At 36.5% G+C, this 22724-nt stretch carries 12 protein-coding genes; 7 read left to right on the top strand and 5 right to left on the bottom strand.

Annotated elements, in window-relative coordinates:
• Both QNJ50_RS23230 and QNJ50_RS23235 read left to right on the top strand, forming a co-directional pair.
• Positions 1–1610 (top strand): hypothetical protein (locus tag QNJ50_RS23230; protein ID WP_300640193.1); only part of this gene is annotated, 1610 nt, incomplete at its 5' end.
• Positions 1611–2009: 399 nt separating this feature from the next.
• Complete coding sequence (locus QNJ50_RS23235) at positions 2010–3545, top strand: hypothetical protein (protein ID WP_300640196.1); 1536 nt, start codon at positions 2010–2012, stop codon at positions 3543–3545.
• A 298-nt stretch (positions 3546–3843) separates the two neighbouring features.
• Here QNJ50_RS23235 and QNJ50_RS23240 read toward each other — a convergent pair whose 3' ends face one another.
• Positions 3844–5235, bottom strand: coding sequence for an OFA family MFS transporter (locus QNJ50_RS23240; protein WP_300640199.1), 1392 nt, complete (start codon positions 5233–5235; stop codon positions 3844–3846).
• Positions 5236–6214: 979 nt separating this feature from the next.
• On the opposite strand from QNJ50_RS23240, the gene QNJ50_RS23245 reads away from it, so the two are divergent.
• A complete protein-coding gene (locus QNJ50_RS23245) occupies positions 6215–8263 on the top strand; it encodes an AMP-binding protein (RefSeq protein ID WP_300640202.1) in 2049 nt (682 codons plus the stop codon).
• A 106-nt stretch (positions 8264–8369) separates the two neighbouring features.
• On the opposite strand, the gene QNJ50_RS23250 is transcribed toward QNJ50_RS23245, so the two are convergent.
• Positions 8370–10937, bottom strand: coding sequence for a tetratricopeptide repeat protein (locus tag QNJ50_RS23250; protein WP_300640205.1), 2568 nt, complete (start codon positions 10935–10937; stop codon positions 8370–8372).
• Positions 10938–12115: 1178 nt separating this feature from the next.
• On the opposite strand from QNJ50_RS23250, the gene purD reads away from it, so the two are divergent.
• Both purD and QNJ50_RS23260 read left to right on the top strand, forming a co-directional pair.
• On the top strand, positions 12116–13396 hold the full coding sequence (purD, locus tag QNJ50_RS23255) for a phosphoribosylamine--glycine ligase (protein ID WP_300640208.1): 1281 nt from the start codon (positions 12116–12118) through the stop codon (positions 13394–13396).
• 297 nt (positions 13397–13693) lie between these two features.
• The gene (locus tag QNJ50_RS23260) at positions 13694–14872 is read left to right on the top strand and encodes a SpoIID/LytB domain-containing protein (RefSeq protein ID WP_300640211.1); all 1179 of its coding nucleotides are present in this window, start codon (positions 13694–13696) and stop codon (positions 14870–14872) included.
• Positions 14873–15049: 177 nt separating this feature from the next.
• Here QNJ50_RS23260 and QNJ50_RS23265 read toward each other — a convergent pair whose 3' ends face one another.
• Positions 15050–16345 (bottom strand): hypothetical protein, encoded by a 1296-nt coding sequence (locus QNJ50_RS23265; RefSeq protein ID WP_300640214.1) that lies wholly within the window; start codon positions 16343–16345, stop codon positions 15050–15052.
• A 190-nt stretch (positions 16346–16535) separates the two neighbouring features.
• Here QNJ50_RS23265 and QNJ50_RS23270 point away from each other — a divergent pair, with 190 nt between their 5' ends.
• Positions 16536–17300 (top strand): hypothetical protein, encoded by a 765-nt coding sequence (locus QNJ50_RS23270; RefSeq protein ID WP_300640217.1) that lies wholly within the window; start codon positions 16536–16538, stop codon positions 17298–17300.
• A 345-nt stretch (positions 17301–17645) separates the two neighbouring features.
• On the top strand, positions 17646–18122 hold the full coding sequence (locus QNJ50_RS23275) for a hypothetical protein (RefSeq protein WP_300640219.1): 477 nt from the start codon (positions 17646–17648) through the stop codon (positions 18120–18122).
• A 163-nt stretch (positions 18123–18285) separates the two neighbouring features.
• Here QNJ50_RS23275 and QNJ50_RS23280 read toward each other — a convergent pair whose 3' ends face one another.
• Positions 18286–20472 carry a polysaccharide biosynthesis tyrosine autokinase gene (locus QNJ50_RS23280; RefSeq protein ID WP_300640222.1) on the bottom strand — a complete coding sequence of 729 codons (2187 nt, stop codon included), beginning with the start codon at positions 20470–20472 and terminating at the stop codon, positions 18286–18288.
• 651 nt (positions 20473–21123) lie between these two features.
• Positions 21124–22602, bottom strand: a complete 1479-nt coding sequence (locus QNJ50_RS23285) for an ABC transporter ATP-binding protein (RefSeq protein WP_300640224.1) — start codon at positions 22600–22602, stop codon at positions 21124–21126.
• Between the last annotated feature and the right edge of the window lie 122 nt (positions 22603–22724).

Genomic DNA, 22724 nt, shown 5'->3' on the forward strand with positions numbered 1-22724 from the left:
TCCAGGGTAGGGGTCAGATTCAATATATTGGTAACCCCGATCGAGTCGATCGCTGGGTAGATGAATGGGTGGAAGGTGCAAAAAATCAAATTCCCAAATTTATTAATAGAGAAAACAATCACAAGTTTCAGAAACAAGAATATAAGATTACTTGGCGATTTGTCTCCAACAGCGGACAGGATGAAGATATCATTCGACCAGTAATCGCTACCGGGGGATTTCCATATTATCCTGGTGCAAGTATGAAAGGTGCATTTTTAAGGTCTTGCACTAGTCAACAAGCTAAAGATTACTGCGGTAGTCAAATTTCTAGTAAAGAAACCAAACCAGGTATTTTGCGCTTCCATGGTGGTTATCCAAAAGATAATTCCTGGAGAGAACAACCCCTAGTTGATGTCGTCCATCCACAACAGGATTGGCAAATTAAAGAACAAGCAAAACACTCTGCATTCATTCAAATATCACTTTATCAGCCTACATTAGTTTTTGGTATTTCTAGTCGAGTCGAACTTGATGAAACACAGTGGGAGATAATTTGGAAAATTTGGGAAAGTGCTTTAGAAAAGGGTCTTGGTTGTCGTGTCAGTGCGGGTTATGGTCACAGCAGAAAGCATTCAGAAACTAAATTACTCTTTGTAGGATTACGAGGACAAGGATTAGCATCCCAATTAATTGGTCAAAATGGTACGGAATCCGGCGAATTTCGTCCCAATATGTTTAAAGCTGCACTACGGGGACACACCTTACGTCTGTTCAGCGGTGTTACCGATGAAAGCACAGCTGAAGAATTAACAAAAGAATTGTGGGGAGGTTTTGCAGGTAAGAAAAGTATTGTAGGCCATTTAGGTATTGCTTTCCAAGCCGTTGATTTGTACACAGATACTTACTGGTATCGTAACTTTCCAATGCCTGTTTATGAGTTGGAAGAAGGTATGCTAAATATACTATGCTTATCTTCTGCTTCAGAAGCACAAAGAAGTAATTTAAAGAAATTAGTCATTCCAATCGTTAAATTTTCCCTGCTTTTGGGTGGTTTTGGTAAATCATGGCGACGGGTAGATCATCGCTTAGTTTTACCCAATTATGTCAAGAATAATCATAATCCTACAATTGGTTGTCATTGGGAATTTACCAATAGATCGACACCTTTATACTGTCCAGTTAATCAATTAGAAGACATCACAACTTTCCTGAATAATTTACATAATAAAACCCTCAAAAATTGGCTTAAATATAAACATAAATACAAACATAAAACATCAACTAATCAAGTTAGTAAATGGCGGGAAGCATGGCACCCAGAAAAAGTAGAAGTATGGGGTCGCTTTGCTGAAGATATCGAAGATAGTTTAGCTGTGAAATGGTTTCATAGCCCCTATCAGGGAGAAAAGTCAATCAAAGGTTCTAGTTTAACAGGTAGTATAAACAAAATAGGGCGAATGTGGCATCGAATGTATCCACATTATATTAAATATTCAGATGGTAAATTGAAGCGAAAAGCAGGAAAGTATATTGAGCTATTAACGATTTTTCCAGATAAATCTGATGAAGTAACTCAAAATTTTCTCCGATTTTTGCAAACTAATACTGCATTTGAAAAGCTTTGGTGAAGATGAAAGTAAAAAGTAAAAAGTAAAAAGTAAAAAGTCATTAGCGGATTGCACGCGTCTGACGACGAACCGTAAGGTAGCGTGTCCGTAGGACATAACAGACCGCGCTTATGTCTTCGACACGCTTTGCTAACAGCGAGCAAAATTTATTGGCGGATCTGTTCCGTTCCGTAGGTAGCGCAGCTATGAACCTTCTCGGGTATAGCAAATCAGAAGCTTAATTTAATATAGCAATCCTAAATCATTTGTAAAAATCAATATTGTAGAGACGCGACATGTCGCGTCTCTACAGAGTCGTCTGTTCACGAATCAAATATGATTGCTATATATATAGCTTTTAACCCATTTAGGAGAACAGAATTCATAAATTTCATAACCTAACTATATAGTGTAATAAATATGAGTATTTGGATTATTACTATTGGTAACAGCGATGTCATACTCAAGCATGACAAAAATTGGAATCCCCTATATCAAGAAGTTGTAGATGACTTAGAATGTCAACTTTTTTCCTCTGCTACTCCTATCAATTCCGATGATAAAAGTAAGGGATATACAGTACCAGCAAGAGTATTAGGTTTAGTTTATGGCAACCAACCTGATTATGAAAAGGATTTAGATTTTCCTCTATTAAATACTTTCTCTCAGTTTTTTGCAGATTCCCATCATCTACCAGAAAAAATTATTGTTATTCTCACCGACCAACAACATATCTTTTCAGAAGATGAAAGAGATTGTAAAGAAATTCCTTATTGGCAAGATACTTGTACTCTTGAACCAATAATAACAAGATATTTTCAGGATAGATTTCCCCAACTTCAAGAAGATACAAATATTAAATATATAACACTTAATCCATTACCGGGAACCAATAATAAACATAAAGGTTTAGATGATTGGGATAAAGTATTAAGTTTGGTTCAACAAGCTTTTAAAGAAATAGATATAGTTAATGATAAAATAGCTAACAACCAAAAAACCGTATATGTCAGTCATCAAGCAGGTACTCCTGCAATTTCTTCAGCAGTTCAATTTATCAGTTTAGCGAAATTTGGTAAGGATGTTCAATTTTTAGTTAGTAGTGAATACGAAAACAGTGAACAACAAACAAGTAAATACCAAAAAATTACGAGTTCTACCTATCTACGTGGAATTCAGTTTCAAAAATCAAAAGAATTATTAGAACGCTTTGACTATTCGGGAGTGGAAAGTTTACTCACTCCCTACTTGACTAACCCCGCAGATGGAAAAGCACAGAAAATCCTCAGTCTAATCAAAGCTGCACAATATTGGAATTGTGCAAAATTCGATGAATTTCAAAAATATGCTACAGCAATAGGAGACACTGAACAAAAACGTTCAAAACAATGGTGGTGGAGTAGTTATGAAGCTGCTTATTTAGCGGTGGTACGTTTAAAGCAGGGTAATAATGTTGAAGCAGTATTTCACAGTTTCCGAGCTTTAGAAGGGTTAATTTGTAAGTGGGTGGTCGTTACTTATCCATCTTATGTTGAAAAAAATAAGAAAAAAGGCGAATCATTTGATATTAAAGATACTATTTTACCTAAAGTACCTAGCCTGCCAAAATTTTATGAAAATAGCTTATTAAGAAAGAAAAAACAAGGTTTATATGGTGACTTCGCTTACCAAATTTTATTAGCATCACGACCAGAATTAAATAAAAATGAGAACCTTAAACCAGAAATTTGGAATATAGTAAGAAATGAAAGAAATGCATTATTTCATCAGTTATTAGGTTTAGAAGAAACTGAAGTTTTTCAAGCATGGCAAACTTCCAATCAACTAGAATGGGAAAAAAGAGTTTTAGGTTGCTTGAATTTTATATCGGGACAAAACTTTACATCTTTGCAGGAAGCCAGTCTTATGTCTGTCGTACATCAGGAATTAAAGGATGCGATTGCAAACTATGAATAAACTCAACTCTTCTTATTGCTTTTATATTAGTTGAAGTTATAAATTTACTTAAATTGATAAGCGTCTGAGGGGTCAGGTAAAAGCTAGAACCCGCATTCTTACGTTGACCCCCTCAGGTGCTTATCAGTTATTTACTATCAATAAGCACAGCTAATCTATAGCTGGTTCTAGTACATCGTGGTAGAAATAAAGCACCCATTTATAAAAAGTCAAAGCTAGTAAGAAGAACACTTATGTCCTACGGACACGCTACGCTAATGACTTTTGACTTTTGACTTTTTACTTCCGCACAGCGGTACTAGTTACTTTTTTTGGGAATAGCAGATCCAAGCCAAAATTCCACAAACGAAAGTAAAACCGGAGTAATGGGACTAATCAAATATTTGAACAAAAAATCTGCGATCGCGGTTTTGTGGGGACGATTGAGAAGAAATGTTGCAATAACAATGGCGATACAAGCAATAGCGGCGGTCACGTAGAAAAATGGTAGGTAACTTCCAGTAATACCTTTAATAGCTGCAATAGTAAAAATACCTAATAAACCACCCAATCCAAAGGAAGTAAACATCAAACCATAATTACTGGGATAATTATTCAATCCAAAAAAGCTCAAAGTTGCTGCGGGAGCAACCGCTAACCAAGCACCCAAACACAGCCAAAAGATAGAATAGGCTACGAGAAAATTAATTAATTGTCCCTGGGAAGTATTCAATACGATCGCTGATGCAATCAAAATCAATACGTTGATTACAATAGTGGTTAATTTAGGCTTTAAACGGTCATTTAGCCAGCCAAATAAAGGACGACCAATACCATTGAAAGTTGCAAATAGAGGAATCGCAAAACCTAATTGTTCCGGTTGAAGTCCAACAATTTCTTGTCCTACCTGAGCTGTGGTAGCAATTGCGGTAAGTCCAACAAAAGTACCAACACCATAGCAAATCCATAACCCATAAAATGATTGGGTCTGCACCATCGGTAAGTTTGCTACTGAATTATTACTGTTGCTTTGGGAACTACCTTGAATATCATTTTTAATGCTTGCTTCAGGATTATAACCATCAGGTAACCAGCGCTTGGGAGGCATTTTTAAAACTTGCGCGATCGCCAATATAATACCTGTAAATACAACGCCTAAAATCACAAAAGTATTCCTGACTCCAAAGGCTTTAATTAAATTAATTGCAATCGGAGCAGTTACTAAAGGAGAAAGTCCAAAGCCAACAACCGTCATACCTACAGCAAAACCCTTGCGTTCAGGAAACCAGCGAGCAGCAACCGCAAGAGGAACCCCGTAGACAATTCCAACTCCAATACCCGCAATTACGCCATAACTAATAATTAAAAAAGGTAAATTTGGGGCAATACTAGAAAGAAAATAACCAATTCCCAGAATAATTCCACCAGTGATGGTCATAATCCGGGGACTAAATCGGTAAATATATAATCCGCTAATCGGCATTGCTAAGGTAAACATTACCCCTAATACCATAAAAGGTAATAGGATTGTTCCCGGTTTTGCTTGTAGTGCAGTTTCAAAATGGGTACTAAAAATACTCCATGAATACACCGTTCCCAAACATAGCAAAACAATCAAACCAAAAGGAATAAAAAACCATCTTCCTACTTCAGGTTTGAGCCCAAATAATGTTTCATCTTTGGGGAAGTCAAAATATTTTATCTTATCCACAAAGTATCACCTAAAATTGCTAAAAATCATCCTAAACACTTATTAGATGGAGATATAGCAATCCTAAATCATTTGTGATAATCCAATATTGTAGAGACGTACCATGGTACGTCTCTACAGGATTTATCTGTTCACAAATCAAATATGACTGCTATATAATTTTTTTATTAAAGCTAAATGTAAAATTTGACAATACTATTTTGGGAATATTTATACTAACTAACTGCAAATTACTAAATTTATCTTACAGCAGTATTGGTGAATATTGATATCACATATTTTCTGCAAAGTTAGCAGTCTTGCTGGAATTTCTCATCTACCATTAGTTTTATTATAGTTACCATAAGATAGATTCATTAATATCCCTGAAACTATTGTTGCTGAATCAAATTATTCACAAAGAACTATATAAATAGTAAAATTAGATTGTCAAAACTGTGTAAAAGTATAGTTTGCTGAGTATAAATATACTCAATTTATCGCTCTTCCAGAAATAAGTATTCCATAAACTTATTAATCGTCAACAAGTGATTTAAATCTAGCCTGTAGAAGAAGGTAGTTCTATGTTGCATCTTCTTATCGACTATAAACACATTCAGAAGTGATATTTGAATCTTACAGCATATTGCAGGTTTATGAGGTACACCAAAAATCCCCGCTAACCCTCTCCCTCTTTCCCTCTCCCACACTATGGCTGACGCCACGCTTGCGCTAAGGGAGAGGGATGTCCGTCAGGACAGGGTGAGGGCGTACCTCATTTACTTGCAAAGTGTTGTATGAATTGCGGTTTAGTAAATATGTGATACAAGTTTAGACTTAGATTTTGAGGCTTAGATTTTGAGACTTAAATTTTGAGACTGAAAGTTTTATACTTAAATTTTATACTTAAAGTATCCAGGTTCTGGAATTTACCGCATTACAGTTCATCTTAAATATATTTTGTATTGCATTTCATTTAATTATTATCACTAAAAATACGATGAATAAATATACTTTTTCCCAAACAGAAGAATATCAAATGTCGGGTTTGATTGATTATAGCGAACTCAAATCATTGTCGGGAATATGGGAAATAGTAGCTAATAAATTTGGAGATACTACTGCCTTAGTCGATCCCCATAGTAAATTATCTACAGTTCTAACTTACTCACAACTACATTACCAAATCCAACAATTTGCAACCGGAATTCAAGCTCTCGGTATACCGCAAAACCCCGAGGAAAATATACCTCCAAGAGTTGCTTTATTTGCTGATAATAGTCCTCGTTGGATGATAGCCGATCAAGGAATAATGATGGCTGGAGCAGCTAACACGGTACGTTCTGCAACCGCAGATAGGGAAGAATTATTATATATTTTGGAACATAGCGGTAGTATCGGTTTAGTTGTAGAAAATCTTAAAACTTTACATAAACTTGCACCGGAAATATACAGTAGTTCATCAAATAATTCATCAAATATATCATTGCAATGGATAGTCATATTATTTGATGAAGAAACAAACGAAACTGCAAATATAAAAGATACTCAAGCAGATAGTTATACAGGTATTAATCAGACAGATATTACTCAAACAGATATTGCTCAAACAGATATCAAGATAATTAATTTTTCCCAATTAATCCAACTAGCAACCGATCATAAATTTCAACCCACCGAAAGTAATCCCCAGAAACTAGCGACATTAATGTACACATCTGGAACTACTGGGAAACCTAAAGGTGTAATGTTAAGTCACAGTAACTTAATTCACCAACTTACTATTCTCCCTGCAATTCTTCAACCCAGTCCAGAGGATAAAACTCTGAGTATATTACCTACTTGGCATGTTTTTGGGCGAGTGGGAGAATATTACATGCTATCTCAAGGATGTACCCAAATCTATACAAATCGTCGTTATTTTAAACAGGATTTACAGGAATATAAACCCCAGTATGTGATTGGAGTTCCCCGACTCTGGGAATCGATGTACGAGGGAATTCAAAAATCATTCCGTGATAAACCGCCACGGATGCAAAAATTAATTAATAATTTTCTTAAAGTAAGTGGGAGATATATTAAAGCTGTCCGTACTTGGAAAAAACTCGATTTAGAAAATTTAAACCCTACCAAAGCAGAAATCATTAATGCTTGGAAAACCACTATATTACTCGCACCCCTACATTTTCTTGGAGAAAATATTGTCTATAAAAAAATTCAACAGGCAATGGGAGGTAATATAAAACAATTAATATGTGGTGGTGGTTCCCTAGCCCAACATTTAGAAGATTTTTTTGAAATTGTGGGAATTGAAGTATTAGTTGGGTACGGACTTACAGAAACATCTCCCGTAATTTGTGCGCGTCGATATTACCGAAATTTACGAGGTAGTTCGGGTAAACCGGTTGGGGGAACCCAAATCAAAGTTGTAGACCTAGAAACCAAAGAAATTTTACCTGCAAATACCCGAGGTTTGGTAATGATAAAGGGAGAACAGGTAATGCAGGGGTATTATTTAAATCCCGAAGCGACCAAAAAAGCGATCGATTCTGACGGATGGTTTGATACAGGTGATATTGGTTGGTTAACAACAGAAAATCAAATAATATTAACTGGTAGGGCAAAAGATACTATTGTGCTGACAAATGGGGAAAATATAGAACCCCAACCCATTGAAGATGCTTGTTTGCGAAGTCCCTACATCGACCAAATTATGCTTGTAGGACAGGATCAAAAATCATTAGGTGCTTTAATAGTCCCCAATTTTGAAGCCTTAGAAGCCTGGTTGTTAAATCAAAATTCATTTATTCTGAACTCCGATCTAAGTACCAATTTAAATCATGAAGTAATTCGTAAGCTATTTCGAGAAGAATTAAATCGAGAAGTTCGCGATCGCCCTGGATATCGTCGTGATGATGAAATCATTGTGTTTGAATTAATCCCCGAACTTTTCACAATCGAAAATGGTTTATTAACTCAAACATTAAAGCTTCGTCGCAATATGGTGATGGAACGCTATCGAGATACGATCGCAAACTTATTTTCGTAGGTAACGTTCCCACACCATAATCTCTGATTTGGTGTGGTTAAAGTTGAATCTCACAACAAAGTATTCATAACAAAATATTCACGATAAAACATTCACAACAAAGCATCTATGTATCCAGCGAAGCTTTGAGCTCTTCAATTTTTTGGAGTGCATTTTTAGAGTAGCTTGATTTTCCTTGTTTTTTATAAAGGTCTGCAGCTCTCTGGTAATTATACATTGCTCGCTTTGTCTTTCCTTCCATTAGAGACTGAGTATGAGCTTTTGCATAGTAGATATCAGCATTTTCAGGAGTAATACTAATAGCTTTAATGTAATCTTTTACAGCCATTTCATATTGTCCCAAACCAGAATAAGCAATTCCTCTGTTAATATAGGCGTCTGCATAATCAGATTTAATAGCAATAGCTCGGTTATAATCTTCTACAGCTAATTGATGCTTGGGTTCCTGCAAAGAAGAATAAGCAATTCCCCTGTTAACATAAGCATTAATTAGTTGAGACTTGGTGGGAGCAATATCAGTTTGACTGTTGTGATCCTTAATGACTTTGCTATAGTCTGCGATCGCTTCCTGATACTTCTTATGTCTAAAATAAACTACTCCTCTGTTAATGTAAGCGTTTTTTCTCTTTAAGTTACTGGTATTGGGATTGTTGATAATTTTAGTGGAATTTTCGATAGATTTGGTGTCGCGTCGATCATTACCCCTAGTGTAATAATCTTTGGGTGTCACCTCTAGAGATGGAAGAAATTTCTTTGCACTGAGACGAGATGCAATCGTAGAAGGAATTTTAGATTTTGGAGATGTACTCGAAGCAGGAGCAGGAGAAGTTAGGGATGTGGGAGATTCTGTTGGAGAAGGAGATGTTACAGGAGATGGAAGCGCAGAAATTGGAGATTCTTGTGGGGAAGGACTAGGAGAAACCAAAGATGTAGGGGATATGGTCGGAGAAGGAGATGCTGTTGGAGAAGGAAGTACAGAAATTGGAGATTTTGTTGCAGAAGGACTAGGAGAAACTTGAGGTGAAGAAGACTTTGTAGAAGAAGAAGCACTAGAAGAAGGAGCACTCGCAACAGGAGACCCAACTAAAATAGGTACATCTTTACAGATGTGGGGATATGTAAAACTATTTTCTCCAGATTTACCACCTTCTTGAGGACTGGAGTTGGGCTGCAAATAGTCACCTACTAATTTACAAGCCTGCGCCATTAATTTATCATCCTGTGATATCCCAATGGAAAATACAGTTCCAGCGGCTAAAACACTACCTCCGAAAGCAAAAACACCACGTAAAGCTTTCTTTTGGTTTTTCCTTCGAATACTGCGTCTGACAAAATCAGTTTCGGCTGGATTTAACCAGTTATTATCAGAATTAAGGATCTTCTTTAGTGAATCTAGCAATGGGTGAGTATTCCAGAGAAGGGATTGATCGCGCTGGTTTTTCCATTTAAATACAGCAGGTCTCAACCACCTTTGCAGAGCAATAGTTTCTTTCTCATCTTCTTTCCACTGTAATAGCTTTTGCCAACCTTGCACTACAGCATCATGGGTGGGTTCTAGATAAAAATTACCTTCATCATCCTTTCCTTTTACCAGTAATTTTGCCTCTGTAAACCGTCTAATGATTTCCTTTACTCGGCTTTTTTCTGGTTCTGGATATTCCAACTCAGACAAATATATCCGTCTGCGGGCTAATTTACCCCCACTTATGGCTAACATGCGCACCATCACATTACGGATAGTTAACTCATATTCTGGGTCGATTTTCACCAAAGCCTCATATTCACTATCTGCTCTTCGATTAAGACTCTGGGTCAATCCTCCAATTTGTTGATAATCAGCCTGCGTAATTACTCTCTTTCTCCTTGTTCCTTGTTTGACAGCCTTCAAAGACTTGATGTAAAGCTCGTCCAAGGTAAAAGAAAGTAGGGGTAAACCTTCTGATGTCTTTATAACTTCATCAATTAACTTCTCTACTAAAGAAGGTGATTCAAAACCTATTGACCGTGCTGAAGCTGGTTTTTCTATACAAGAGCGTAATTCTTCCCGCGTCATTCTGGGAACTATGAACCGAGCTTCATGCCAATATTCTTGCAGACCTGTATCTTTAAATTGCGATTCAAAGTCACTGCGTAGTGTCATGACAAGTCGCAACTTTTCCCCATGATCGCTTACTAGATCTGTCAGTAGATTTAGAAAATCTTTCCGAGCTTGGCGATCGCCACATATCGTAAATAATTCTTCTGCTCGCTCAATTACAAGTAGTATTTTTGACTGGGGATGTTCGTGAAACCAATTGCCTATACAGACAGAAATAGTTTCGATTCTTTCTTCTGCACTAGATAGTAATTGACCTGCAGCCAATGCAGTGTTGAAATTTTTTAGTGGTGACTCTCCAGGACGTATAGGTGCAATAATATACCATTGTTTTCGTAGAGACTTTCCAAACAGCATCTCTAGGGAATCCCGTGGAACCAATTTTTTAATATGAGGTATCAGTCCAGCCTTAACAACGCTGGATTTCCCAGTTCCCGAAGCACCCATTACCACCGTTAATGGATGTTGACAAACTTGTTGGTACAATTTTTCTGTTAAAGCTTGTCTGCCGAAAAACATTTTGCTGTGTTCTTCCTCAAAAGCTTGCAAGCCACGGTAGGGGTTTTTTGAATTATCCAAAAGCATGTAGTTTATAAATTATAGTTTCATAAAGGTAGTTCAATAAGGATAATTTTATATATAAGAATAATTTTGTGTGTATATTCTCATAAACTAGTTTCATAAATCTAATTTTATAAATCTAATTTCATAAATCTAATTTTATAATGCTTGAAAGAGTATATTAGATCAGATATACGACAAGAAGTAGGATCAGTATTTGTTTACCCAGAATTTATCTAAATTTACCAGCAACTGGAGATAAATTTTAAATTGTATTTAAATTGTAGCCCTGACATCATTATTACCTGGATTTTTCGCTGTTATTTTACGATAATTTTCCTTGTGGCGGACACTGTCTTAAAAATTTTTACATGAAGTTAATATCAAGCGTTTAATCGTAAAAATAGTTTTTAGCATTGGGAATATCTTATAGCTGACTTGTGATTTAGTTTAATTTTGTGTACAACAGCTTAATTTATTGATCGGGATAAAAATAGCTGCTTTATTGAAATGATTTATAAGTCATGTCTCAATGTAAGTATTTTTGAAGTGATATTGTGTGTCAAGTTATTCCAGAAAAACAAATACTTTTATTAATTACGATATCCTGTTTAACTGAGTAATAAAAACAACTTCAAGCAATGTAATTTTTGTTGCTTTAACTTCCTAGTTGTTTTTTGATTATTATTTTTGTTCTCATTAAATTGGATCATTTTTTCCCACCTCGTGAAATTCATCTAAAAAATGCTACAAAAAGGCTGAATAATGTATTACCAAGTACTTATTTTGTTGCACTTCTTTCTTCTCCAATCAAAGACATCCCAACCTTCTCAACTGAACTTGCACCAATATTAATTTATTTTGCTATTTATCATACAAACAACGTGACATGGAATACCTGATTTGTATGTATTAAAATTGCTTAGTGGGGTTACTAAAATCCATGCACGAACTAAAAATATATTTTATTTATGTATAGCGACCAAATCAGTAGTTGATTAATAGACATCTCCGGAAAAGAATGTAGAGACGTAGCATGCTACGTCTCTACAAGGATTTTGGGTTACACATATTTAATTTCCGGAAAGGTCTAATATTTAATACATCCGCATTTGTCAAAAATAAGTTTAAGACTCGGCTATATAGTACGATCGCTTTGGTTATGAATCCAAGTAGAAAAAACAAAAAGGGAATAAGTGAAAGTTTTAGTTATTGGGAACGGAGGAAGGGAACACGCGATCGCTTGGAAGCTTTTACAATCCAAGCAGGTTGAGCGGGTTGTTTGCGCGCCAGGAAATGGTGGTACAGCAACTATGAGTCGTTGCGAAAATATAGCTTTGGAAGTAGACGACTTTGAAGGAATTTTTCAGTTTTCTCAACAAGCCAAAATTGATTTAGTGGTGGTTGGACCAGAAGTACCTTTAGCCAAAGGAATTACCGATTACCTACAACCTCGAGGTTTAATGGTATTTGGTCCCACAAAAGCCGGAGCACAAATTGAATCTAGCAAAGCTTGGGCGAAAGCATTAATGCAAGAAGCAGGTATTCCCACAGCTAAATCTGCGGTATTTACTGACGCAAATGCAGCAAAATCCTATGTTAAAGCACAAGGTGTACCAATTGTTGTTAAGGCAGATGGTTTAGCTGCAGGGAAAGGTGTAGTTGTTGCCGAAACATTAGCACAAGCTGAATCTGCAATTGATTCCATGTTCAGTGGACAATTTGGTAGTGCTGGTGACTTCGTAGTAGTAGAGGAATTTTTAACTGGACAAGAAGTATCGGTTTTAGCATTAACTGACGGTTTGACCATTCGAGCTTTATTACCAGCCCAAGACCACAAACAAATTGGCGAAGGAGATAAAGGAGAAAATACAGGTGGAATGGGAGCTTATGCTCCAACCCCAATTGCAACTCCAGAAATTATGGAGCGGGTACAAACAGAAGTTTTAGAAAAAGCGATCGCAACCCTGAGGGAAAAAAACATTGATTATCGAGGAGTACTTTATGCAGGTTTAATGATTACACCTGCAGGGGAAACTAAGGTCTTAGAATTTAACTGTCGGTTTGGAGATCCAGAAACTCAAGTTGTGTTGGCATTACTGGAAACTCCTTTAGAAGAGTTAATGTTAGCATGCGTACAGCAAAGATTAGCACAAATGCCACCTATTGCTTGGAAAGATGGAGCAGCAGCAACTGTAGTCGCAGCTTCTGGTGGTTATCCCGGTAGTTACGAAAAAGGTAAGGTTATTACTGGAATTCAAGCAGCCCAAGATAGTGGTGCAACGGTATTTCATGCTGGAACAAAATTAGATAATTCCCAGTTATTAACTAATGGTGGTAGGGTTTTGAATGTTACTGGTGTAGGTGCAGACTTTAAGCAAGCCCTAAATCAAGCGTACAAATCAATTGAATCTATCAGTTTTGAAGGAATTTACTATCGTCGAGATATTGGTCATCGCATCAACACAACTGCATAAAGCCTGCTAAAGCATATTGTTCCGTAATGCATCATAATTATTCATCTGGTGTTTTACGGACGTAAATAACCCAAATAAATCTAGGAAAAAATTAGTCTTACAGTTTATATAAATAATTAAATTATAGGAAGAATTAAATAACTACTATTTTCCATAACTTATAAAAATGTAACTTATAATACTTAATCCTTTCATTACTTTCCCGTTGCTAGTCCAATCTTTGAGAAAAATGTTAAAAAATGGGAAACTACTGCTCTAAAGTGCGTCAATCAACGAAGGTATTACTAGTTCTTTAGTATGAAAATCCAACTGTTTGTAGCCGCTATATTTTCTCGAATCCCCCAGATGAAAGGACATCATTGGTGGCTTAGTATTGTCACTTGGATGATTTTACTAGCTCCAGCCCAAGCATCGGTTATTTTGCGGGTAGCCATAGAAAGGAATGTGGAGCAAGTAAGAGTTGGTAGTTCCACTACAGCAATTGTTAAAGACGATAGTGGAAAAACTTTAGGACAATTACCTAAAATGAAAGCTTATTATGCTCAACCAGCTTCCGGTGGGGGAGTTGCTTTAGATAAATGGCGTTCTGGTTTATTTTGGATCGAACCGCAGGGAGAAGGATTTGTTTATATTGGTGATAAGTGGTATCGTGGCAGAACTCTAGTTTTACCAACTCAGAAAGGTTTAACTGCTGTCAACTGGGTTGATTTAGAAGAATATCTCTACAGCGTAATTGGTGGAGAAATGAATCCAAGTTGGCATCCGGAAGCTTTAAAAGCTCAAGCGATCGCTGCTCGTACCTATGCTCTTTACAAACGACAAAGACAGCGGAAAAACCCAATTTATGATGTGGGTGACACTCCAGATCGCTGGCAAATTTATGAGGGGGTTAAGAAAGAAACTCCCAGCGTATATGCTGCGGTTGATGGCACCAAAGACCAGGTATTAACTTATAATAATCAACCAATTCTTTCAGTTTTTCATGCTTGTTCTGGCGGTCATACAGAAAATGTAGAAGATGTTTGGGGTAATCCTTTACCTTACCTCCGAGCGGTTCCTGGCTTCGATGGGAACGTAAATGGTTCCTATGCGCGAAAGTGTATTTGGCAAAAAACTTTTTCTCCCGATCAAATTAGCACTAAATTTCCGTCCATTGGTAAAGTTGAGGAAATGAAGATCGAACAAAGGTCACCCCATCAAAGTGTTACAGCTTTGAAAATTGTTGGAGATAAGGGTACAAAAACACTTAAAGGTGAAGAAGTTCGGACTGCTTTGAGGTTAAACAGTACCAGATTTAATGTTAATCAAACATCAGATGGTAAGTTCGTTTTAGATGGACGTGGTTGGGGTCATGGTTTGGGTATGAGTCAGGTCGGAGCTTTTAATTTGGCTTCGCAAAAAGTAGACCATCTGAGAATTTTGGGTCATTATTACGGTCAAAAGGTCTTTTTAACCAAAATTAAGTTGAAGAAGTAGAAATAAGGAGTCAGGAGTCAGGAGTCAGGAGTCAGGAGTCAGGAATCAGGAATCAGGAGTCAGGAATCAGGAATTAGGAATCAGGAATCAGGAATCAGAGGTCAAAAGTAAAGGGTAAAAATCAAAATTTTGATAATAATTGTCCCAATTACCCATTACCCATGACCAATTACCAAATTACGACTGATTCAACCGTTTTTGCCATTCAGCATCAAGTTTTGCCGAATTTTCTATTTCTTGTTCGAATAAATCGGTTTCTGTTGTGTAAGCTAAATCTTCTTGTGCGATCGCTTTTTCTTGAGCAAACTGACGAGAAAAAGTGATTTTTTCTTGCAAAGCTTCATTCCCACTACTTAATAAATTTGCTCTAGTTTGTCTTTGGGAATTACGTTTTTCAATTTTACCGTTGCGCCATTGAATCCAAAAGTAACGTATTAAAGGTACGCCCAAAAAACCAATACCGTAGGCTAACAATAACCAGTAAATTCCTTGGACAAAACCTACTAATCCACCGATTTCTTGAGCTAAAGTTCCATCCCCCAACAAGTTTCCTAGAATTAAAGCGCCAATTAAATTAGCCGCACCTAGCCCCACACTTAACATTATCTGTCCGGAACTAGCTTTACTAAAACGCCATGCAAATTCTTGGAGGTATTTTGAATTTGAACGGGAATTAGATTTTTTAGTAGCTGTTACCTGTAATTCAGGAAAATAATAGACAATTTCACCTTGAGGACTTACTTGTGGTTGTCCGTTAAAACGACTAAGTACCGGTAACATATAGTCTTCATAATCTTGTTGATAGGTTTCACCGATATCATCAAGGTAAGGGCTAATTTGCTCCGCAACTACTGCACCCTTGTGACTGCGAATTGTAGTTCCAATTTCTCGCCAGCGACGTTCTTCTAAATTAGCGTTTGGATTCCCATCGCCAAATAAGAAGGAAAAAACGGATTCAAAAAAATTCAAATCACTTTTATCCCGTGAAGATTTATTTCTACGTTGGTATTGATTTTGGTTATAGTCAGTACCAAAAAACCAAAATAGATCAGGAAAATAAAAGAAGCCGGTACCAAAAGAAAAACTACCTCTATCATCACTATCGCGGTCAGAGTTAGCAGCAGAAATAACAACAATAATAGTGATATAAATTAGGGCGATAGAAACTATTAGGAAAATCCCGAAAGAAATACGAATTAAGTAAAATAAAACTCCCCAAATCTTTTGCCACCATTCTTGTAGTTGCAATCGCAGATTTTTGTTGCGTAAAACTTGCCGGAAGTTTTTTGGAAATAGGTAAACAATGTCACCATCATCTGCTACCTGCAAATGCCCGCCAGCTTCCGTGGCTAAAGCCAGTAGCCCTTGAGAAGCTTCAGCGACGTTTAATCCAGCTTGAGTTGCTATATCACCAACAGTAACACGATAGTCGAGTTTTTCGACTGCTTGCATAATGGTGGGATTGAGAGCCATTGCCCTTCCCTCACAATTTAAAATATGTTTGCCTATTTCTAGTATAAAGTTTTGGTTTTTGCTTGGACGACAGACAAAACATAATTCATATTTAAATTGCCTACATTTTTCAGTAGTGTAACCCTGATAACTTGATATTAATTTGGTTAATGTCGATAGATAGACTTATATTTTTTAGAGCTGATAAGATATGCGTACAAATATATCTGGGATTTTATTTCCTTTAGGTCTGCTAGTTTTTACTACATTTGGTTGTAACCAAGATGCTATTGATACTCGAACAAATGATACTCAGACAAATAATGTATTAAAAGCATCAACTGTATCTCAAAAAAAGAATTCTTTATCTAACGACGCAGACACAACCCAAACAAAACAGTCTAAACCTGTTACTTCCAAATCTGGGAAGTCCAAACCTGGGAAGTCCAAAACCGGTACTATTATCGGACCTGCATTTGATTGCGATAATGACGGACAAGCAGATGACTCCCGCGTAGATTATGATGGCGATGGAATTCCGGATGAGTGTGTCATTGGAGATGAGAAACCCCCAATCCAAGCGCAAATTGATTTGAGTTCCCATCAAAATGTAGTTGCTTACTTGGATAAGTTAACTAAAAATTGCCAGGAAACCGAAAAAATTCAGAAATACACTAAATATACTGTTTGTACAATTAACGGTAAATCTGTAAAAGCTAGCGAATCCAATGTTGAACTTGGTGATGGTTTAGCATACTGGTTTGAAAACGGTAAAGTTAGAGCTATTAAAGTACTTCATACCGAAGACCTTTTTATTTTTGATGATAAAGATAATCTTGTAGGAGTGTTCTTTTACGACTTTAATAGTAATAAGATGAAAACTGTTGCAGCTATTACTAAAGAACAAAGTCGTCGGTTTCCTCTAAAAATTCGGCAGGAATCTTATAATAATATTCTTAAAATATTTAATCTTTGATATTTGTAATCTCTAACCTGCATTCAATTTATATTCTATCTGAAATCCATTAATAGTAATCAAAGTGGGTTACCCAAACGAAATATGAAACTAATTTTGTTTGGGTTTTATCCTTCACTAAAAAAAATAGAGGATTTCAACTTTAATTTCCTGTAATCACATCACACTCGAAACCCGAGCATTTAAACTAATGACTTAAAAATAAATCAGTTCCTGAATAAAATAACAAATATAATAAATAACTAATTTTTCTTAAAAAAAAGCCATTTATAAATATTTTGACAAACTTTTAGGGTAAAATTATTTCCTTTAGTTGGCAAAAATAAATAACCTAATTATTTAGATATGGTTCAGTATACTCTAGCACAAAGCCCAGAGGTAATTCTCACAGTTCCCGGTAAGGACTCAAATAAAGCCAGGGAAAAAGCTATGGATAAGTTGATGGAAATGATGGATTCTGGCGATCTTCCTACCGAACTAGAAGATGGTTTTAGTCCACAACAATTAATTGAAGTTAAAGAATCAGCCTTGGATAATACTAGTAAAGAAGACAAAATTACAGAAGCTGTACAAATTTTAAGTAATTTAGCAACACTGAAATTGAAAGTTCAGGATTCACGCAGTGAAGCATTAGAAGTTCGTAAAGCTATTGATATTCTTTTCACTGATGAATCAGTAACTCAAGAAGAAATTGCTCACCTGAAAGAAGGTTTTAAAGTTCTTAAAACTTTTGCTCAAGCAAATATGCGTTATCAACAAGCTAAAACTAAAGCTCAAGATGCACGTCGAGTCTTAGATGAAGCTTTAAAGTCTTCCGATTAAATACTTTTCTTCAGCTAGTTGTTAAATGTGAAGCGATCGGTAATTGGTAATTGGTAACCGATCGCTAATAACTGTAACCCGTGAAGACTTAACATTAGTCATAAACAGTTAACTGTTACCCAACAACTTAATTGATAACTAGATAACTGTTAAATGCTAAATGTCAACTAACTGTTGTTCCAGCTTCTTGTGAATCTCTGATTCTTTCAGCTTTCATAGTTTCTCTGTAATACTGCTGATAGTAACTGTAGGAACCATGTACCGTATCCTTGGAACGGTTTGCAACCACTCCCAAAATCGGCGTACCCGATATCTGGAGTTCTTCTAATGCTTCTTGGAATACTGTGCGCTTCAATTTACCCAAAGCTGCAACTAACACCATACCATTAGTATTTGCAGCTAACAGGTTAGCATCAGCAAAGCCTACCAGAGGAGGAGTATCGTAAATTACGAGGTCAAATGAAGCTTGGAGATCATTCATCAAATCCTGCATTTTCTCCGAAGCTAGCAAACGGATGGAATCTGGAGGAACGGGACCAGCACTCATCATATAAAGGTTTTCCTCTGCTGGCGATCGCTCAATGATGTTACTCCATTCCAACTCAGAGGAAATAACATCCGTTAGACCTTGGATGTTCATCAATCCCAAGTGCTTGTGCAAAGTTGGATTTCGCAGGTTCGCATCAACCAAAAGTACCCTTTGTCCCATTGCTGCTGCTGATAATGCTAAGTGGATCGCAACGGTTGATTTACCTTCTTCTTGGGATGCAGAACTAATAACTAAAGAACGAATTGGTGTATCGGAGCCAAGTAATAGAATGTTGGTGTACAAAGAACGGAAAACTTCAAAAAATGAAGCCCGAGCTGCTGGTTGAATCCCAGGGATTAAATTTTGGTTTTGTGAAGATGATAATGTCGCTAACTCTCTTCTCAAGGGAACGACACCCAACAGTGGTAACTTAACAGCTTCTTTGAGGTCTTTAGATGTGTAGAAGACGTTGCTGAGTTTGTCTACCACTAAAGCAGAACCTACACCCAAAAGCATACCCAACATACTACCCAAAATTAAGTTGATCTTGGTACTTGCAGAAAAAGCTTTGGGATTATTAACCTCAGTTAACTCTGGATCTAAAATCTTCCAAGGTTGTAAGCTTTGAGCATGCTCGATTTGTAATGCTTGTTGTTTCTCCGTAAATTGACTTAGTGCTTGGGTTGCAATTTGTAATTCCCGTTGAATATTATCATAATCACGACTAACAGCAGCTAGTCCCCTCATATATTTATTCAAATTATTGATTTTTTGAACCAGGGAAGCGTCACGACTTCGTAGTTCTTGAATCCGACTTTGAAAATCTCGATTTACTCGTTGACGTTCTTGCTCCAGTAAAGCAACCATGTTAGCTTTTTGATCCCGGAGTCTTTGCATTCCTTCATCTGCTTCTGTATATACCGATGACCTTTTAGCAATCTCGGCATTGACTTGAAAAATTTGAACCAATATATTTTGATAATTGGGATTTTCACTCAGAATCGGATTGCTCGCCAAACTCCCTGGTTGTTGGGCTAGCTCCCTTTGCAAACCTTGATATTTTGCGAACATTTGTTCTAGCTGTACCCGGTTTTGCAAAAGCTGCTGATTGAGGGTTGTAATATGAGCCGATACTTCCTGGGCTTTCTGAGCAGGATCGACCATATTATTGGTTTGGCGGATTCTTCTCAGTTTATCTTGCCATTCTCGAACTCGTTTTTCTAAAGGCTTTTTCTGCTGCTCGACAAACTTAATCGCCTCTTGAACGTCATTGCGTCGCTCTTCCAGACTATAGTTCAAGTAAGCATCTTTGATGGCATTTAAAACATCAGTTACTACTTCTTCTTTAAGGTCTACAAACTGAACTGTAATAATATGTTTTTCTGTAGATTCTATCTTTAGATGAGAAGTAATGTACTCATAGTCGATTTCGGGATATTTAAGTTGTAGTTGTCTTACTACGGGTCCTAAAACCCTCCGACTTTGCAAAACCTTAATGGTGGTTTCGACATCTTTACCCTTCGCAACTGAGCTTAAACCTTTCTGGGAACCGAGAGTTTGAGGAACGTTAGCTACAGCTTGAGCTTCAGCACTTAAAGACTCCGTGAGAATTTCAATCTCGGCTTGATAAGAACGGGGATCTATTTCTGCTTTTAAAACTGCTGCTGTTGCAACTAAACAGGTCATTCCAGCAATTAACAACACTCGACGGCGAAGAGCTGCTCCAACTCGACCCAGATTCAATCCACCTTCATCAGCATCATTTGACTGGGCTGCATTGACATTTAAAAACTGTTGAGGATATTTTTCTGCCTTTAGCATATGCTCAATATCTTTTGATTTCTTGAAATTACTGATACAGTTGGACTCTGCAATTGAATCTGGGTATGGATAATAAAAAAAGTTTATCTTCACCTAGTACCCAGTTCCAGCACTCAATTTAGACCTTAAGTTGGTAAATATATTTCGGTAACAAAATAAAATACGAAGGAAATTTATTGATGATTCCTTACGAACTATTAACTTGGTAGAATCTTATCGCCCTTAAAGAAAAATGCATTTGCACAAATATTTTCTTGAACAAATTTTCTCGAACAAATATTTATCCGAACAAATATGTTATCGAATAAGTATTGAATTGAAAACTCGTACCTTCGGAGACAATGCACCATCATTACATTACAGCACCTTAACTTAGAAATTAACTTACTTTTTATAAGCAACGCCCAGTTAAGAGGAATAATTAAATTTTTATGGCTATAATTATAACCCCGAACGTGAAATTTGCCATTATTTACTTGATGTTGTTTATTTTATAAGAAATTCAGTACAGAATATCTAGAGAATAAAAACGACCTTCTCTTAAAATGTCAACCCTTAAATATAAATGATTTACATTTAATTGATGATAATTAATGAATGAAAATGAGAGTAAATTATTTGTGGAAATTGCTTCATTAATTTGATACTATTTTAATTTTTCTGCCGCTCTTTACCACCAGCCATTAAAAAACTAATTTCTTCAACCCGTGCTGTAGCTGGATCTAATAATTTGCTGAAGCGACCTTCATACATCACAGCAATTTTGTCACTCATTGCCATAATTTCCTCTAGCTCAGTAGAAATATACAATATTGCCGCTCCGCGTTCTTTTTCCGCTAGTAACTTTTGTTGGATAGCTTGGGTTGCAGCAATATCTAAACCGCGTGTTGGCTGCATCGCCACAATTAAATTTGGTTTTTGATTTAATTCCCTTGCTAAAACTATTTTTTGTTGGTTGCCTCCTGATAGTTGCTTGACTTTTACTTGAGAATTTTGAGCGCGGATATCATACGCATCGAATGCAGATATTGCATGATTTCTGATGGCTTGCTGTTGTAATAAAAAACGACGACAAAAAGGTATCTTACTAAATGCTTTCAAAATTAAGTTTTGGCAGATATTAAACTCTAATACCAAACCCATTTTTTGTCTATCTTCAGGAATATAAGCCAGGATAGAAGAGTTTTGATCGAATTCGAGTTTTCCTCGCTCAATATTACGCAACCCACAAATCCCATCTGCTAACTCTCGCTGTCCATTTCCATCCACACCTGCAATACCCAGTATTTCCCCCTCTCTAAGTTCAAAAGATACATCGCAAACAGTGTTAAACCCCCGGTCATCTTTGATGTATATATTCTTTCCTGATAGGACTATTTCCCCTGGGGATACCTGAAGTTTGTCTAAGTTTAAAGTAACCTTATGTCCTACCATTAAGTCTGCTAATTGTTGAGGATTGACATCAGTTGTAGTTGTATTGGTAATTACCTTACCTCTGCGTAAAACTGTAACTGTATCGCAAAGGTTAATAACTTCTTCTAATTTATGGCTGATAAAAATAATTGTTTTACCATTGTCTGCTAATCTACGTAAAATAGCTATGAATGAATTGACTTCTGATGGTGTTAAAACTGCAGTTGGTTCATCCAGAATAAGTAATTGTGCTTGGCGATAAAGAACTTTAAGGATTTCTACTTTTTGTTGAACCCCGATGGGTAAGTCTCCAACTTTAGCATTGGGATTGAGATCCAAGTTATAGGTTCGAGATAAAGTAGCTACTTCCTGTTGTTTTTGAACTATATTTAAACGCCAATTACTCTTTGTTCCCAAAATAATATTTTCTGTCACAGTTAGCTGTGGTATCAGCATAAAATGTTGGTGAATCATGCCAATACCCAATTTAATTGCGTGACTTGAAGATTTAATTTTGACTGGTTTATCTTGAATATATATTTGACCCTTATCTGTTTGATATAAACCGCTAATAATATTCATTAATGTGCTTTTCCCAGCACCGTTTTCACCAAGGATGGCATGAATTTTTCCTTGTTCGACACTGAAGCTAATATTATCGTTAGCAGTAAATGAACCGAAATGCTTGGTGATTCCTTCTAAACGTAAATACGTCATGGGGATTGGCGATTGGGGATTAGGGATTGGCGATTGGGGTTAATTAACAGATTAAAGATTTTCTGTATCCCCTCAAAATTTCGGGGTAAGGGTTATTGAGGCATCCATGACCAACCAAATGG

It is taken from the genome of Mastigocoleus sp. MO_188.B34 (assembly GCF_030065675.1).
Taxonomy (GTDB): domain Bacteria; phylum Cyanobacteriota; class Cyanobacteriia; order Cyanobacteriales; family Nostocaceae; genus Mastigocoleus.